Below are 16,204 nucleotides of genomic sequence, written 5' to 3'. Positions count from 1 at the left end.
CGTCTCGATACCTATCCGGTGCACAGCGTCGAGTCGACACTGACCGGGTTGCGGAACGTGTTCACCACCGGTGACCAGGCGATCGCGTTGTCGTGGATCTCCTTGAGCGTCGCGTCGTCGGCGTCCCCGGCCAGCGTCACCTTGCAGCGGACCGCGCTGAAGCCCAGGCGCTTTCCCTCCGGGGTGTCACCCACGCCCCACACCGCGGAGATGTCGATGTCGCCTTCCATCTCCACCTCGATCTTCGTCAGCGTCACGCCGCGGTGGGTCGCGTTCGCCAGCAGGCCAACCGACACGCACGAACCCAACGCCGCGAGGGCCGTCTCGGAGGGGTTGGGCGCCGAGTCGTCGCCGAGCAGCGCGGGCGGCTCGCCCACCAGCATCGGCGCCAGGTCGCGGACGTAGGTCATGTTGCGGAACCCGGTCTCGCACACCGTCCTGGCTTTCAACGTCTTCTTGCCGGTCTCCGGGTTGGCCCGGGCGTTACACGACAGCTTGTCGAGGCCTTCGGCGTCGATGACGAGCGCGTCGGTCATGTGATCTCCTCCGTATTCGCTGATTTTTCGGCGTCACGGAGTTAGTGCTCGGCGGCCACCGATGTGTGACGCGGGGTCTGATTGTTTTACCTGGACGACACGAAACATCACACAGCCGAAACGCGGCGTCGTCACGCGGCGGCTTTCGGGGAGATTTGCCTAGCCGAAAAGGCTTTGGGCGATGTAGTGGCCCTCGGCGGGCGCGGGCGGCACCGCGAAGATTGCTGAGCCGATGTGGCGAATGTATTCGTTGAGCAAGTCGTGGGCGCCCAGGCGATTCTGCAGCCGGATAAAATCTTGCGGATCTTTTTGATACGAGATGAACAGCAGGCCGGCGTTGAGCCGGCCGTTGGAATCGAGGCCGTCGGTGTAGTTGTAGGACCGCCGCCGGATCATGATGCCGCCGTTGTTCTCCCGGGCCGCCAGGCCGACGTGTGACATCGGGTCGATGAGCGGACTGCCGTCGGCGCTCTTGGCGGCGAAGTCCGGGGTGTCGAATTCGCGCTTGCCGCTCAGCGGCGCCCCCTCTTCTTTGGTGCGGCCAAAGATCCGCTGCTGGTTGCCGATGCGGTCGACATCCCATGTCTCGAGCAGCATGCGGATCTTGCGCACCACCTGATAGGTCCCGCCGGTCATCCACGGCTGCTCCCCGCCGGCGACCCAGACGAATCGGTCGTACTCCGCGTCCGTGACGATGTTGCGGGTTCCGTCCTTGAATCCCAGCAAGTTTCTCGGGGTGTGCTGGCCCGGACCCGACGACGCCCGGCCGAATCCCAGCACCGCCCAGGACGGCGAGACGATGTCTCGGCCCAGGCGGGCCAGGTTCCGCACGGCGTGATAGCAGACCTGCGGGTCGTCGGCGCAGGCTTGCACGGAGAAGTCGCCGCCGCGCAGGCGTGAGTCCAGGTTGTCCCCGTTGAGCGGGGGCAGGTCGGTGAACGCGGCGGGTCGGCGGCGGGCGAGCCCGAACCGATCGCCGAACAGCGACGGGCCCAACCCGATGGTGACGGTGAGGCTGGCGGGGCTCAGCCCGTAGGCCTCCCCCGTGTCGGTCGGAGGCTGGACCTCGACTCGCGGCTCGACGGTGCCCACGGGCTTCCCCCGCTGCAGCATCGCGGCCGCCGCCGACCAGCGCGCCAGCAGGATCTGCAGCTCGGTACGGGCCGCGTCACCCGCCAGCGAGAAGGACATGAACATGGCGTAACGCTGTGGCGGGGTGGCGATTCCACCCTGATGGGCCTGGCCGTAGAACGGATAGCTGCGACGCAGGTCGACGTCGTCGTCATCCTCGCCCTTTTGTCCCGCCGCCAGCGCGTGGCCCGCGAAGCCGCCGACCGCGGTCCCGGTGAGCCCGGCCAACGCGGCGCCGCCGAGCATCCGCCGGCGCGAAACCGCTCTGGCTTCGCCGGGTTCGGTGGTGTCGCCGGTCACGGTCACCCCGCGGATACTTTCTGGGCGACGGCCGACAGGCTCTGGTGCAGCGGCTGGATGACCGCCGTCAGCTTCGGCGCGTCGGTGGCCTTCAGCGCCGGCGTGTAACGCGAGAAGCCGCCCAGTATGGACGGGTCGCGGTATCCGTCGAGAGTGGCCAGCACCGCGCGGAATTGCTGATCGATCTGTTTGACCAGATTGCCGTCGATCTTCTCCAGGCCCGGCCGCAGCGACGCGAAGGCCTGCTGCGCGCCTTCGACGTTGCCCGAGAAGTCGACCAGGTCGAGGTGACTGAAGGCCTCCTCCTCCCCGGTGATCTTCGTGTTCTGGATCTCTTCGATCAGGTCGCTGGCGCCGTTGGCCAAGTCCTCGGGCCGGTAGTGCAGGAGGGCGACGATGGCGGTCAACTTGACGACGTTGCCGACCAACTCGGAGCTGAGAGCCAACGTGGCGGGCGTGATCGTTCCGCCCTGCCAGAGGTCGCGTTCGATGGCGTGGAAACCCTTCCATCCGACCTTCGCGTCGACGGGTGTGGACTCTCGCATGTCGATCAGATAGTCGAGGTTTCCCGCGTTGTCGCCGGGCGCGAAGCCCACCAGGACGAACCCCTCGACCGCGGACTCCGAATGCTCCCAGGATGGCCGCGCTTTGGCGTAGGCGACCTTCGCGGCCTCGACATTGCCCGCCTGCACGGCAGCGTCGAGCGCCCTGACCCCGTCCCCGAGTTGACCGATTTGCTGGACGATGTAGGCCGCGTAGTCCTTGGTGCCCTGGTTGAGGGCGTCCGCGACGCTGCCCGTCGGCCCCACGGCGGCCCGGCCCGTTACCGTCAGCGTCTGGTATTCGCTGCTGGCGCCGGGGCAATACAGTTGATACGACCCGCCGTCGAGAGTCACGGTGAACGACACGGGGTCCAGCCCGGGAGCGAGGTCCTCCTTCTCGCCGACGATTCGCTCGCCCCTGAGCAACTCGACTTCACTGATCCCGGGTGCGTTCGCGTTGGCGACCGTGAACGTCACCGGGCCGGCGGCCAGGTTCGCGTGATCCAGCGCGCAGGCGTCTTTGCCGTCGCGGTTGGCCAGGGTCACCTTCACCGCGTTCGCCCCGCCGGGCCGCCCGGCTTCCGCGCGGCTCCGGTCTGCCCCCGACGGACCGCAAGCGGTCGCCGCGACGACCACCAAACATCCTGTCGCGAATCGCAATCCACGACAGCGTCGCCTCCCGGCCTGACGCCGGTCGGTCACGGCGCCGGCTGGGTCACGAAGTCGATGAGTTCCTCGACGCGGCCGATCAGCGCCGGCTCGAGGTCGTTCCAGTCGCGCACGCGCGAGCGGATGCGGCGCCAGGCCCGCGCGACGTCCGCCTGATTGGCATGCGGTAGGCCGAGCGCCCGGCATGCGCCGTGTTTCCATTCGACGTGCCGCGGTACGTCCGGCCAGGCCGTCAGGCCCAGCCGCTCGGGTTTCACCGCCTGCCAGATGTCGACGTAGGGGTGACCGACCACCAGCGTGTCCGAGCCGCCCGGCCCCCGCCGCACCGCGTCGGCGATCCGCGCCTCTTTCGAGCCGGCGACCAGGTGATCGACCAGCACACCGAGCCGGCGGCCGGGGGCCGGGGCGAACTCGGCCACGATGTCGGCCAGATCGTTCACGCCGCCGAGATACTCGACGACGACGCCCTCGATGCGCAGGTCCTCGCCCCACACCTGCGCGACGAGTTCGGCGTCGTGGCGGCCCTCGACGTAGATCCGGCTGGCGCGGGCCACCCGGGCACGGGCCCCCGGCACCGCAACCGAACCGGACGCCGTCCGCACGGGGGCCGCCGGCGCCGCGCGGCGCGGTGCGGTGAGGATCACCGGCCGGCCCTCGAGCAAATAGCCAGGGCCCAAAGGGAACCCGCGAACGTGGCCGCGCCGGTCTTCCAGGTCGACGCGCCCGTACTCGACCCTGACCACCGCACCGACGTAGCCGGTCTGCGCGTCCTCGACCACCAGGCCGAGCTCGGCGGGGTGCTCGGTCGAGCGGGGCTTGCGCCGGCCCGCGGCAAGGACATCGGTTCCATAGCGATCAACCACGCGGCAATACTAGAAAGCCTTGCGGCCAAACGCGGTTACGGCGCGCCCGCTCGGGGGCATCGTGGTGAAGATCGCTCCCGCCGCCCGCGCGACACCGACGGGTAAAAAATGTGTTTTAACTGTGTGGCGTTACTGAGCTGATGACGTTACCGATGGTACGTTGCTACTCCTAGGACTGCCGCTCATTCGTACATCGCGGCGGTGAGCGAGGTGGGACTATGGACCTGGCACTTTGGGTGTCGAGCATTGTGGCTTTCGTGCGCGCCGGCTACCCGACCGGCATGCCGACCACCGGATATGCACCCCTGGCCGCCCTTGCTCGCCGGCGACTTTGCGACGACGAGATCAGCGCCATCGCAAGCAAACTCATGCGGCGCCAATTCTGGCCGATCAGCCCCGTTGACATCGGTGTGGAGATCACCCGCGTCACCAACCACTTGCCGTTGCCGGCCGACGTGGAGCGCGTCGAGGTTCGCCTTCACGAGATCCGGTGCGCGCGCGGATAAGCGTCCCCGCGGAATCCGATTCTCACGGCGCCTCTTTCGCCGGGCCGCCGCACGCCGCAAGGTAGTCCGGGTAGCTCCAGGTGCGCAGGAACTCCTGGCCCGCCTGCAATCCGCGTTGATAGAGGCCGTCGCGCTGCTCGGCGGTGATGTCGAAATCGATCGGGCTGACGCCTTCGGCGGGCACGAAGATAGTGCGCCGAACGGTGCACGGATCGTCGATGTACGCGTTGTCCTGATTGCTCACCAGTGTCTCGATGGCGGCGATGCCCAACGAGACCGGGCCGTGGACCGGATGGGTGGGCGGGATGCCGGGACGCGCGGACAGCCGGATCCCGAACGTCGGCCACCGCGGTTCGCCGCCCGGCCGGTCGAACAATTCCACCGGGAAGTCGGAGAGCAGGCCGCCGTCGACCCACGTGGCGCTGCCCACCCGGACGGGCTCGAACACATACGGAATGGCCGACGAGGCGTGCACGGCGCGGGCCACCGGGAAGTCGTCGGGATCGATGCCGTAGGAACCGAGGTCCCAGGGGATGCGCACCAGCCGGCGTCGGGACAGGTCACTGGCCGTCACCACGAGCGACCAGGCGAACTGGTCCGGCTCCTCGCCGGTGCGCAAGTCACCGAACGTCCGCACGCCCAGGTCCGCGAGCAGGCCCGCGAGCAGTCGCTCGAGGTAGGCGCCGCGGTAGACCCCGTCCGACACCAGCAGCGACAGTCCCCCACCGATCAGCGGCACCCGACCGATCAGATTGCGGTCCAGGAACTTCCGGTAGTCGATGGACCGCATGATCTCCGCGAGCCGGCCGAGCGGTTCACCCGCGACCTGCAGCGCCGCGACCAGCGACGCCACCACCGAGCCTGCGCTGCTGCCCGCGACGCGCGGAAACCGGTAGCCCGCCGCCGACAGCGCGTCGACCGCGCCGACCAGCCCGACACCCCGGACCCCGCCGCCTTCACAGACCAGATCGGCGCGGGATGCGCTCACGTTCGCCACCATAGCCTTACCGCCTCAAGGGATTCGTCTGCCGTCCACACCGAAGAAGTGCAGATGTCCCGGCTCGGGGTGCAAGCGCACGCGGCTGCCCTTTTGCGGAGGTCGCCGCCCGTCGGCGCGCGCCACGACGGGCTGGTCGATCACCTTGCCCGAGCCGGTGATCCGGCCGTAGAGGTAGGCGTCCGCCCCCAGCTCCTCGACCACGTCGACCTCCATCTCGACCCCGAGACCGCCCAGTTCGAAATGCTCGGGGCGGACCCCCACGACGACTTCGCCCGCGGAGCCGGCGAGCTCCCGCGGGAGCGGGATGGGCCAATCCCCCAAGGACACAGCGGAATCGACGACCGGCAGGGTGAACAGGTTCATCGCGGGCGACCCGATGAAACCTGCGACGAAGACGTTCACCGGGTTGCGGTACAGCTCGCGCGGCGCCGCGAACTGTTGCAGCACACCGTCGCGCAGCACCGCGACTCGATCACCCATGGTCATCGCCTCGACTTGGTCGTGGGTGACGTAGACGGTGGTGGTGCCGAGCCGTCGCTGCAGAGCGGCGATCTGGTTGCGGGTCTGCACGCGCAGCTTGGCGTCCAGATTCGACAGCGGCTCGTCCATCAGGAAGACCCGTGGGCGCCGCACGATGGCGCGCCCCATCGCCACCCGTTGGCGCTGTCCACCGGAGAGGTCCTTGGGCTTGCGGTCCAGGTATGGTTGCAGGTCTAGCAGTTTCGCCGCGTCCAGGACGCGGTCGCGAATCTCCGCCTTGGGCGTCTTGGCGATCTTCAGGGCGAAGCCCATGTTCTGCGCGACCGTCATGTGCGGGTACAGCGCGTAATTCTGGAAGACCATCGCGACGTCGCGGTCCTTGGGGTCGACGCGGGTGACGTCGCGGTCGCCGATCCAAATCCGCCCGGAGTCCAGCGTTTCCAGGCCAGCCACCATCCGCAGCGAGGTCGTCTTGCCGCAGCCGGAGGGACCAACCAGCACGACGAATTCGCCATCCCCGACGTCCAGGTCGAGGCTGTCCAGGGCCGGGCGATCCGCTCCGGCGTAGCGCCGCGTCGCTTGCTCGAACGTGACCGATGCCATGACTTACCCGTTGAGTCCCGTGACGGCGATCCCCCGGACGAAGGACCGCTGCGCGATCGCGTAGATGACGACCAACGGCAGCATGATCAATATCGACGCGGCCATGATGATCGGCCAGCGGGCGACATACTCGCCACGAAGCCGTACCAGGCCGAGCGTCAGCGTGGCCAGGCTGTTGCGCTGCAGCATCAGCAGCGGCCACAGGAAGTCGTTCCAGACGTTGACCCAGGTGAGTACGGCCAGCACCATCACCGCGGGACGGGCATGGGGCAGCAAGACTCGCCAATAGATCTGCCAGGGCGAACACCCGTCGAGTATCGCCGCCTCCTCCAGGTCGGTCGGCAGCGTCCTGAAGAACTGGCGCATCAGGTAGGTGCCGAACGCACTGCCGAACAGGCCCGGCACGATCATCGACCATGGGGTGTCGACCCATCCGACGGTTCGCATCAAGATGAACTGCGGGATCACGGTCACGGTCAGCGGCACCATCAACGTGCCCAGGTATAGCACGAACAGCGTGTCGCGACCGCGAAAATGCAGCCGCGCGAACGCATATCCGGCCAGCGAGCAAAAGAAGACCTGCCCGGCGGTCACGCACCCGGCGTACAGCACGGTGTTGAAGAACATCCGCGCGAAGGGCATCAACGAGAACACCTCGGTGTAGTTGGACCACCGCGGGTGCGCGGGCCAGAGCCTGGGTTCGATGATCTCGCCTTCCTTCTTCAACGAGCCCAACACCGCCCAGGCGATGGGAAACAGCCAGCACCAGGCAATGCCGATCAGCGCGGTGTAGACCAGCACGCCGCGCACGACGTGACGCCTGAACAACCGCTCAGCTGAGCCCACGCGACGTCTCCCAGGATCGCTGCCGAGTGATCCGCAGCTGCATCACGGTCAGACCCAGCAAGATGGCGAACATCACCCATGCCAGCGCGGACGCGTACCCGAACTCCAGGAAGGAGAACGCGTGCTGGAACAGCATGATGCCTAGGACATACGTGGCGGTTTCGGGCCCGCCGTTCGCGCCGTTGAGGACGTAGACCAGGTCAAAAGCCTGGAACGCGTGGATGATCGAGATCACGCCCACGAACGATATCGACCCGCGGATCAGCGGCACCGTGATGGACATGAACTGCCGTACCTCGCCCGCCCCGTCGATGCGGGCCGCCTCGTAGACGGTCTCAGGAACCCCCTGCATCGCCGCGAGCAGGATGACGGTGGCGAACGGAACGCTGCGCCATACGCTGACGATGCACAGCGAGGTCATGGCCCATCGCGGTTCCACCAGCCACGGGACCGGACCGATTCCGACCCAGCCCAGCATCATGTTGAGCAGGCCGCTGTCCGTGTTGAAGACGAACTGCCACACGACCGCCATCACCACCGACGAGATGGCCAGCGGCAGAAAGACGATCGTGCGGAAAATGCCGATGCCCCTGACCTTTCGGTTCAGCACGCCGGCGACGACGAGGCTGACGACGATGGTCGGCACGACCGTTCCGAGGGTGAAGACGACGGTGTTGCCGATGGCGATCAGAAAGAGCGGGTCCGACGTGAACAGCTCGCGGAAGTTTCGCACCCCCACGAACGTCGGCGGCCGGAACACGTCCCATCGCTGAAAGCTCATGTACAGCGAGAACCCGAGCGGAAACAACATGAAGACCGCGACGGCCACCAGGTTCGGCGCCACGAACAGGCGCCCGGCCCACGCCCGCCGCCGCCACGGACGTCCGCCGTTGGCGTGATCGCGGATTGCGGTGTCGGCCGATGTCATGTTGTGCGCAACACCTCGTCGATGGCGGGCGACAGACCGGTCAGCGACGTCGCGGGCCGCGATCCGCGAAGCACCGGCCCGAAGCTGCGGTCCATCAAGGCGACGATCTTCTCCCACGCGGGGGTCACCGGCAGCCCTTCGGAATACGCCGGCCCTTGCGTGAGCACCGCGAGGTTGCCGACGTTGCGGTGGGCGTTGGCGAATTCGGCCGAGTTGAGCGCGGATTGCAGCACAGGCACAAAGAGGCTGGATTCACCGATCAGCGCCTGCCCGACGGGCCCCGTCGCGAATTTCACGAATTCCCAGGCCTGCTCCTTGCGCTGACTGCTCGCTGAGATCGCCAGTCCGGTGGAACCGATGTCGGAATGGGCGGGCTGTCCCTGCCGGCGCGGCCCGACCGGCAGCGCGGTGACATCGAAATCCAGGCCGTCGGCCCGGATGAAGGTCTGATACCGCCAGTGCCCACCCATCGCCATCGCCGCTTTGCCGCCCGCGAACAGGTCTGGCGTGGACATCGATTGCACCTCGGACGCATTCGGTGCGACCTTGTGCTTGTTGGCCAGGTCGGCATAGAACTGCACCGCCTCGATGAAGGCGTCATTGTCGAAGTTGAAGTGTGTCGGGTTCTTCAGCGGGGTGGACCACGGCACCCCGTTGTTCATGGCGAACAACCCGGCCGAGTAGTAGGAAAACCACATGTTCACGAAGCCCCACTGCGTCGCCCGCCCGGAGCGATGGCGCTTGGTGAGCGCGGCCGCCGTGCTGGAGAATTCGGTGAAAGTCCACGGCTGCTCCCAGGTTCGGGGCGGGGCCGGCACCCCGGCCTCGGCGAACAGCCGCGTGTTGTAGAACAGGAAATTTCCCGACCATTGTTCCGGGAGGGCGTACTGGCCTCCGTTGAAGGTGAAGCTGTCGTACAACGCCCCGATGCCGTCGGACTTGAGTTCGGCGGCGAAGGCGGGGTCGCCGGACAGCATCGTGTTGAGGTCGAGGAGGACGCCCCGCGCGGCCAGCTCGGCGTACGTCAGATCCCACGCCATCAACACGTCCGGGCACCTGCCGCCGGCGCAGAACGTCGACAACTGCTGCATGACGCCGGGAGCCGCAAGCACGGGGCGAACTTTGATGTCGGGGTGGCGGCGCATGAACTCGTCGACGATGCGCATTCTGGCATCGCGTTCGTCGGGGTTGGCCGCGAAGAAGAACGTCAGCGCGTCCTCGTCGGGGGCGCATCCGACGGTCCACGGCGCCAACGACGCCGCGGTGAGCGCGCCGACGCCGCGCAGCAGGCCGCGCCGCCCGAACGGCTTATCCAGCATGGCGCTTCCGTTCCCGCCGCGGCGCCGACCGGCCGGCCGGCGGTGCCTGAGGTCCCTGATACCCGATGCTCGGGAGCGCCAGGGTGGCCCGGTGGATGCGGCTGGGGTCTGCGGTGATGTCGATCGCGTGGATGCGGTCGTCGCCGCCGACGGTGATCAGCAACAGGACCTGGGCGCGTCCTCTCGGCGCGATCACGATGCCCGGCGCCCCGTCGATGAGCATGACCGCGCCGGCGCGCGCACGCTGAGGGAACCGGCGGGTCTCCTCCGCGACGCGCCGGGCCCCGCGCAGCTCGGTCTGCACGTCGTCGGGCACCAGCGCCCGATCGACCGTGCGCACCACGTCCGGGGCCAGCAGCTCGAGCAGACCGGCGATGTCACCGCCACGGGACGCCGCGAGAAACGCGTCCACGATCTCGAGGTGTTTGGCCGCGCGCTCGGGTTCGCCGTCCGGTCGGGCCTGCAGGCGTCCGCGCGCCCGGCTCGCCAGCTTCTTCGCGGCGACCGGCGACCGATCCAGCAGGCCGGCGATCTCCTCGAACGGCAGCGCGAACACGTCGTGCAGCACGAAGGCGACGCGCTGCGCGGGTGAGAGGCGGTCGAGCACGACCAGCAACGCGTTGCTGACCGACTCGGTCAGCAACGTTTCCTCGTCCGCCGGGGCGGACGCCGTCGCGGCCAGCCGGTCCAGCTCGTCCGTCGCGGCCAGCGGTTCCTCGGCGCGCCTCTTGCGGGCGCGGAGCTGGTCGATGGCTTCGCGGGCGGTGATGGTGGTGAACCAGCCGGTCAGGTTTTCGACCGCGCCGAATTCCGCGCGGCTGGCCTTCAGCCACGCCGACTGCACCGCGTCGTCGGCGTCGGCCGCCGAGCCCAGCAGCTGGAACGCGACGGATCTCAGGTGCCGCCGGTCCGCCTGGAAACGCTGCGCGAGATCGGTCAGATCGTTCGGGGCGCTCATGGGTCACCTTCTCCGCACTGGAGCCGTCAAGAAGATGACCGCATCCGTCGAGCTCTCTGTCGCAAAGGAGACCAGCACCATGACCTTATCGATTGTGCGCCGCGGCGCGCGCGCCGACCATTCGGCTCGCCGCAAAAACGGCTGCCCGGCAAGGGTTTGCCGCCGATGAACGCCGCATACCTGGTGATCACGCTGATTACCGCCTCGATCACCGCCGGGATCGCCGTCGCCGACCTGATCCCGGCGGGGTTCGTCCTGGCGAACTCGGCCGAGGTGGGGGTGCCCCGTTCGTGGTTGCCGGCGCTGGGGGCGGTCAAGCTGGCCGGCGCGGCCGGCCTGATCGTGGGCCTGGTGGGCCCGCCCGCCGTGGGGATCGCGGCCGCCGCCGGCCTGGTGTTGTTCTTCGTCGGCGCCGTCGTCACGCACCTGCGGGCTCACGTCCTGTACAACATCGCGTTTCCCGGGGCGTACCTGTGCCTGTCGGCGGCGTCACTGGCGCTGCTGATGCTGCGTTGACCGGGTCAGCCGGGGAAGTACCGGATCCGGTCGATGGCGTCGCCCTTGCGGGCCATGTCGGCGAACAGGACCCCGCGCCCGTGGTCGGAGTTGACCGCGACGGTCACCGTGGGGCCCGCGCCGATCACCTTTATGACGCGGGCACCGTCCAGCTGGTCGACGAGTTCAGCCAGGTCGAGCGCGTCGTCGTCACCGAGAGTGATTGTGGCGCTTGGCGATAGCGCACGCACGGCGGCGGCGCGATCTCCTCGCCCGGCGGCGCCCAAAAACGCCCGCACGAACTGCTGATGCCGCGTACCCACCCGCCGGAACCCCGTCAGGAAGCCGGCCGTGCCGAGCAGCCGCTGGTTGCTCAACAGACCGCGCGACAGTTGCAGGCCGGGTGACAGCGCGCGTGATCCGGTCCGCAGGAACTGCAGCATCATCGCGGGCAGCTCCCAATAGGCGCGCAGGCGGCCAATGCGCCACTCCCCGTTGACCTCTCGCAGGTCGTAGCGCAGGAACGCCGGAATGAACATGGTGACCGCCGAACCCATCGCCACCTCGAGCTCGAGGTCGCGCAGCACCACGGCGCCGAGGACGATATCGAGGTCGCGGTGAAACGTGATGTCGCGCGGGCCGATGAAGGTGTCATAGAAACGGCCGATCTGTTGGTGCCCGACGTGCGGCCGCGACCCGACCGGGTCCTCGACGCGACCGTCTCCCGCGAACAGCCCCACCCATCCGGCGCGGTCGTGGGCGGCGGCCGCCTGCGGCGAGCGCTCGACGGCGGCGAGGAGCTGTTCGCGATCCGGCGCCACCCCCATCAGTTTTGTCCGACCAGCTCGACGCCCGCCGACCGCATCGCGGCCAGCGCATCGGCGGCCGAATCCGGCCCGAGGGCCGCGGTCAGGCCGACCAGCACCCGGGTGGACAGGCCCGCCCGTGCGGCGTCCTCGGCGGTCCGCCGGACGCAGTGCTCGGTGGCGACGCCGACCACGTCGACCTCGTCGACCCCGCGCCGCTGCAACCATTCCAGGAGTGGGGTCCGGTCCTGGTCGACGCCCTCGAAACCGCTGTACGCCGCGGCGTAGGCGCCCTTGCGGAAGACCGCCTCGATCCGGTTGGTGTCCAGCTCCGGACGGAAGTCCGCGCCGGGGCTGCCGGCGACGCAGTGCGGGGGCCATGACGACGAATAATCCGGACGGTCGGAGAAGTGGTCGCCCGGTTGGATGTGGAAGTCCTGAGTTGCTACGACATGCCGGTAACCCGGCTCGCCGGTCAGATAGTCGTTGACGGCACGGGCCACGGCGGCGCCGCCGGGCACCGGCAGCGAGCCTCCCTCGCAGAAGTCGTTTTGCACGTCGACGATGATCAACGCCCTCACGGGTCTCACCTTATCCGCGCCGCAACGGCGGGTCGGCCAGCTGGGCTTATGGCCGGGGCGGTTTGTTCGCCAACCAGTCGGGTAATACACGGGCCATGGTCATCCGCAGAATCGCGCGCCCGTTGCTTTCAGTGGCTTTCATCGGCCAAGGAGTCAATTCCCTGCTCAACCCGAAATCTGCGGCGGCCGCGGCCGCTCCCGCGGTGGACGGTTTGCAGGCGCTACCGAATTCGGTGAGCGGCAACATTCCGAGCGACCCCGAGACGTTCGCGCAAATCACCGCCGCCGTACAGATCGGCGGCGGCCTGTTGCTGGCCACCGGCAAGCTGCCGCGCGTCGCGTCGGCCGCGCTCGCGTTCACGGTGTTGCCGGCCAACCTCGGGGCGCACTCATTCTGGAACGAAAGCGACCCGCAGGCCAAAGCGCAGAAGCGCCAGCAATTCCTCACCGACCTCAGCCTGGTGGGCGGGTTGTTGATCGCGTCGGCCGACACCGCGGGCAAGCCGTCGCTGGGGTGGCGGGGCCGCCGCGCGGCCGAGCGGCTCTCCGAGCGGGTGTCGTCGACGCTGCCCGGCTCCGACGACGGCTTCGACACGGACTTCTCGGAGTTCGGCGAAAAGCTCGTCCATGGCCTGCAGATCGGCGCGGAACGCGGTCGCGAACTGGCCAGCACCGCCGCCGAGCGAGGCGCACCGTACGCCGAGGCAGCGCTCGAACGCGGGCGGGAATTCGCCAGCACGGCGGCCGATCGGGGCAAGCCGCTGGCCAAAAAGGCGCGCAAGCGCGGCGAAGAACTCGCCGAAGAGGCGGCCGAACGAGCCGCGCCGCTGGCCAAGAAGGCGCGCAAGCGCGGCGAGGAACTGGCGGACGAAGCCGCCGACTGGGCCGCGCCGCTGGCCGAGAAGGCGCGTAAGCGCAGCGAGAAGCTGGCCAAGAAAGCCCGCAAACGCGGCGAAGAATTGGCGAGCACCGCCCTGGATCGCGGCGAGGACTTCGCCGACACCGCGCGGGCGCGGGGCACCTACCTCGCCGACACGGCCCGCGCTCGCGGCGGCTACCTGGCGGACACCGCGCGCGAGCGCCTGGGTGAGCAGGTCAAGACCGGGCGTCGCAAGCTGGCCTGACGGTTCAGGCGCCGGCCCGTAAATAGCCTTCGACGATCGCGTCGACGCCCTGGTCGACGCTGAGGGTAACGCCGGCCTCGTCGGCGCCGAGGGGTTCCAGCGCGTCGAACTGCGAGCTCAGTAGTGCGGCCGGCATGAAGTGATCGGTCCGGACGGCCAGCCGCCCGCCGATGAGCGCCGGCGGGCCGGCCAGGTGCAGAAACCGGACTTGCGGGCAGTGGGCGCGCAACCGGTCGCGGTAGGCGCGTTTGAGCGCCGAACAACTCACCACGCCGCCGCCGCGGTGGCCGGCCAACCACTCGCCGACCCGGTCGAGCCAGGGGCGGCGATCGTCGTCGTCGAGCGGTTCCCCCGAAGCCATCTTGGCGATGTTCGCCGGCGGATGCAGGGTGTCGGCGTCGACGAACGGAACCCCTAAGCGTTGCGCGAGTCTCATCCCCACGGTCGACTTGCCCGACCCCGAGACGCCCATCACGACGACGGGCGCCGGTGGCCTCACTCGGACCGTTCGCCGAGGTTGCGGTTCCATTCCAGCCAGCCGACCCCGCCGCGGCCGTCGGCCGTCGTGACGGTTGCCCAGGCCCGCGGGAACTGGCTCACCCGGCCGTCGGCAGCGGTGAGCCGGACCGGTGCGTGGCCGCGGACGTCGACGTCCGCGATGACGTCGCCCGGGTTCAGCGTTACGCTGGCGGTTTGCGGTAACCCGTTGGCGCCGAAAGTTTCTCGCGATTCCACGGTTTGCAGGTCGGTGACGGCTCCACCGGCGTCCTGGCTGTAGCCGATGCTGAAGGCCGGTGCGCCGGGAATCCGGATGTTCACGCCGTGCAGGTGGGTGCCGTCGTCGAGATGCAGCGCACTCCACATCCAGTCCATGCTCCACCAGTCGCGCACACCCCAGGAGTGGTCGCGCTGGCCGGGGACCGACTCGAGTCGGTAGGCGGCGTCGTCGACGGTGACGGTGCCCGAGACGGTGCACGGGACCTCGTAACGCGTCGTCACGCGGTATTTGTACGGGGCGCCGTCGGTCGCCCACACCAGGTTCATCGTCATCTCGACGGGCGTGCCCGGCTCGCCCCGCAGCAGCGCGGACGGATCGGGATAGGCCTGGGCGCGCGCACGCAGGTCCACGCGGTAGGCCCGTAGCGGCGTGGTGGCGCAATGGCCGAGCTCCAAGGAATCGCCACGCACCTCCCACGGGTCGGCAGGCAGCGGCACTTGCGCGTCGACGGCCACCGTCGCCATGCCGGGGCCGCACAGCAGCGCGTGCACCCATGCCTTGTGTTCGTTGGCGATCAAACCGAGACGAAACCAGCCGCCCAATCCCTGTGCCACATCGGCGAAGTCGGCGTACCAGCTCTCGCTCCAGAGCGGTTCGTCGGTCGGAGCGTGCGCGTGTTCGTCCTCCTCGGTGGGCCGCAACGGTTCCGGCGTCTGCGCGACGGGCAGGGTCGCCAGCGCGTCCGTGTCGAGCACGTGGTCGCAGTGCCGCTGCAGCATGGTCATGAACATCCGGTCGCCCCGCTCGGTGCGCTCCACCAGCATCGAGGACACGATCGCCATCATCACGCCGAAAAAGCTTTGGCGGCGAACCCCTTCGGCGACCTCGGCGAGCGTGAGGGGAGCCGCCGGCCCCAGCGCCTCGTGGTAGGCCCGCAGCAACGCGTCGTAGTGCTCCCGGCGGTCCGGTGTCGGCAGCGCACAGCCCAGGAAATACGCGAGGTCGGTCAGCGCCGGGCCCCACGAAACCGTCTGCCAGTCAACGACCGTCAACGGACGTTCGGCCCCGGCGGTGCCGAACAGCAGGTTGTCCAGCCGGTAGTCGCCGTGCATCAGGCCCTGGATGCGGTCGGGCGCCGACTCGGCCGCCAGGTACCCGTCGAAGGACGCGACGAGCCGTTCGCACACCATGCGGTGCTCCGGCGCGATCTGGTCTCCGTAGCGGTCGACGAACCCGGCGTACAGCGGGGTGATCATCCCCTGGTTGAGCGGCGACTCACGGTTCAGCCACGGCGCCTCGGCCAGTGTGGGGTCGCCCAGCAGCGGGCCGTGCAGACGCCCCAGCTCCACGACACACAGCTGCGCCTGATCGGCTGTCGCGCCTGCGATTTCGTCCCCGACGACCGCCGGCCCGGCGTCGCCGAGCAGTAGATCGAACACACCCGTCGCGGTGTCGACGGCGGCGTGGTAGCACGGCGCTATCGGGCCACCCAGGCGTGGCGCGATGTCCCCGTAAAACCGCACCTCCCGCTCGTAGAGGCCCAGGGCCAGCCCCGTTTGCCGGCTCACCGGGTCGGTGGCCGCCACCTTGAGCACGACCGACTCGGGCCCGGCCGGGCCCGCCGCACCGTCGGCGTAACGCAGCCGGACCCGGTAGCACTCGCTCATCTGCCCGGTCCCGATGCGCTCGACGTCAAACTCGGCGATCGGTCCCGCGCCGATCGCCGTGGCCAGCCACGCGGCGGTGAGATCTTCGGGGCGTTCGATGACTTGTTCGGTCTCGGCATGCATGAGGTCAGC

Annotated in this window: 17 protein-coding genes; 3 read left to right on the top strand and 14 right to left on the bottom strand. The window is 68.8% G+C overall.

Translation table 11 applies throughout. The features are described 5' to 3' along the window. Positions 1 to 11: 11 nt before the first annotated feature. From BST44_RS13995 to BST44_RS13980, 4 genes are all read right to left on the bottom strand, one after another. Entirely contained in the window at positions 12 to 536 is a 525-nt protein-coding gene (locus tag BST44_RS13995; RefSeq protein WP_083177699.1) for an OsmC family protein, read from the bottom strand. A gap of 159 nt (positions 537 to 695) precedes the next feature. Beyond that, entirely contained in the window at positions 696 to 1,973 is a 1,278-nt protein-coding gene (gene efeB, locus BST44_RS13990; RefSeq protein WP_083177698.1) for an iron uptake transporter deferrochelatase/peroxidase subunit, read from the bottom strand. Then, positions 1,970 to 3,148 carry an iron uptake system protein EfeO gene (efeO, locus tag BST44_RS13985; protein WP_208619794.1) on the bottom strand — a complete coding sequence of 393 codons (1,179 nt, stop codon included), beginning with the start codon at positions 3,146 to 3,148 and terminating at the stop codon, positions 1,970 to 1,972. The genes efeB and efeO overlap by 4 nt, the downstream gene beginning before the upstream one ends. Before the next feature lie 59 nt (positions 3,149 to 3,207). Continuing rightward, positions 3,208 to 4,041, bottom strand: coding sequence for a DUF3097 domain-containing protein (locus BST44_RS13980; RefSeq protein WP_083177697.1), 834 nt, complete (start codon positions 4,039 to 4,041; stop codon positions 3,208 to 3,210). 218 nt (positions 4,042 to 4,259) lie between these two features. Here BST44_RS13980 and BST44_RS13975 point away from each other — a divergent pair, with 218 nt between their 5' ends. Further along, complete coding sequence (locus tag BST44_RS13975; RefSeq protein WP_083177696.1) at positions 4,260 to 4,547, top strand: DUF3349 domain-containing protein; 288 nt, start codon at positions 4,260 to 4,262, stop codon at positions 4,545 to 4,547. A gap of 22 nt (positions 4,548 to 4,569) precedes the next feature. On the opposite strand, the gene BST44_RS13970 is transcribed toward BST44_RS13975, so the two are convergent. The 6 genes from BST44_RS13970 to BST44_RS13945 are packed head-to-tail and all read right to left on the bottom strand — an operon-like array spanning position 4,570 to position 10,681. Then, positions 4,570 to 5,544, bottom strand: a complete 975-nt coding sequence (locus BST44_RS13970) for a patatin-like phospholipase family protein (protein ID WP_142274491.1) — start codon at positions 5,542 to 5,544, stop codon at positions 4,570 to 4,572. Positions 5,545 to 5,559: 15 nt separating this feature from the next. Then, positions 5,560 to 6,630 (bottom strand): ABC transporter ATP-binding protein, encoded by a 1,071-nt coding sequence (locus BST44_RS13965; protein ID WP_083177694.1) that lies wholly within the window; start codon positions 6,628 to 6,630, stop codon positions 5,560 to 5,562. Positions 6,631 to 6,633: 3 nt separating this feature from the next. Beyond that, on the bottom strand, positions 6,634 to 7,476 hold the full coding sequence (locus BST44_RS13960; RefSeq protein WP_083177693.1) for a carbohydrate ABC transporter permease: 843 nt from the start codon (positions 7,474 to 7,476) through the stop codon (positions 6,634 to 6,636). After that, entirely contained in the window at positions 7,463 to 8,404 is a 942-nt protein-coding gene (locus BST44_RS13955; protein WP_083177692.1) for a carbohydrate ABC transporter permease, read from the bottom strand. Before BST44_RS13955 ends, BST44_RS13960 begins: the two co-directional genes overlap by 14 nt. After that, positions 8,401 to 9,723, bottom strand: coding sequence for an ABC transporter substrate-binding protein (locus BST44_RS13950; RefSeq protein WP_083177691.1), 1,323 nt, complete (start codon positions 9,721 to 9,723; stop codon positions 8,401 to 8,403). The genes BST44_RS13955 and BST44_RS13950 overlap by 4 nt, the downstream gene beginning before the upstream one ends. Next, positions 9,713 to 10,681, bottom strand: a complete 969-nt coding sequence (locus BST44_RS13945; protein WP_083177690.1) for a sigma-70 family RNA polymerase sigma factor — start codon at positions 10,679 to 10,681, stop codon at positions 9,713 to 9,715. Before BST44_RS13945 ends, BST44_RS13950 begins: the two co-directional genes overlap by 11 nt. Positions 10,682 to 10,846: 165 nt before the next feature. Here BST44_RS13945 and BST44_RS13940 point away from each other — a divergent pair, with 165 nt between their 5' ends. Then, complete coding sequence (locus BST44_RS13940; protein WP_083177689.1) at positions 10,847 to 11,197, top strand: DoxX family protein; 351 nt, start codon at positions 10,847 to 10,849, stop codon at positions 11,195 to 11,197. Between the two features lie 5 nt (positions 11,198 to 11,202). Here the strand turns inward: BST44_RS13940 and BST44_RS13935 are convergent, their stop codons facing one another. Beyond that, positions 11,203 to 12,003, bottom strand: a complete 801-nt coding sequence (locus BST44_RS13935; protein ID WP_083177688.1) for a ketosteroid isomerase family protein — start codon at positions 12,001 to 12,003, stop codon at positions 11,203 to 11,205. Continuing rightward, positions 12,003 to 12,563: a pyrazinamidase PncA gene (gene pncA, locus BST44_RS13930; protein ID WP_083177687.1), complete on the bottom strand. Its 561-nt coding sequence runs from the start codon at positions 12,561 to 12,563 to the stop codon at positions 12,003 to 12,005. Before pncA ends, BST44_RS13935 begins: the two co-directional genes overlap by 1 nt. Before the next feature lie 95 nt (positions 12,564 to 12,658). On the opposite strand from pncA, the gene BST44_RS13925 reads away from it, so the two are divergent. Next, on the top strand, positions 12,659 to 13,687 hold the full coding sequence (locus tag BST44_RS13925) for a DoxX family protein (protein WP_083177686.1): 1,029 nt from the start codon (positions 12,659 to 12,661) through the stop codon (positions 13,685 to 13,687). A gap of 4 nt (positions 13,688 to 13,691) precedes the next feature. Here BST44_RS13925 and BST44_RS13920 read toward each other — a convergent pair whose 3' ends face one another. Together BST44_RS13920 and BST44_RS13915 are read right to left on the bottom strand one after the other, a co-directional pair. After that, entirely contained in the window at positions 13,692 to 14,216 is a 525-nt protein-coding gene (locus BST44_RS13920) for a gluconokinase (protein WP_083177685.1), read from the bottom strand. Next, a complete protein-coding gene (locus BST44_RS13915; protein WP_083177719.1) occupies positions 14,183 to 16,195 on the bottom strand; it encodes a DUF7064 domain-containing protein in 2,013 nt (670 codons plus the stop codon). Before BST44_RS13915 ends, BST44_RS13920 begins: the two co-directional genes overlap by 34 nt. Positions 16,196 to 16,204 lie beyond the last annotated feature (9 nt).

This window comes from Mycobacterium scrofulaceum (assembly GCF_002086735.1).
Taxonomy (GTDB): Bacteria; Actinomycetota; Actinomycetes; order Mycobacteriales; family Mycobacteriaceae; genus Mycobacterium; species Mycobacterium scrofulaceum.
The sequence above is the reverse complement of the archived record's forward strand: the minus strand, read 5'-3'. Positions and strand labels throughout refer to the sequence as shown.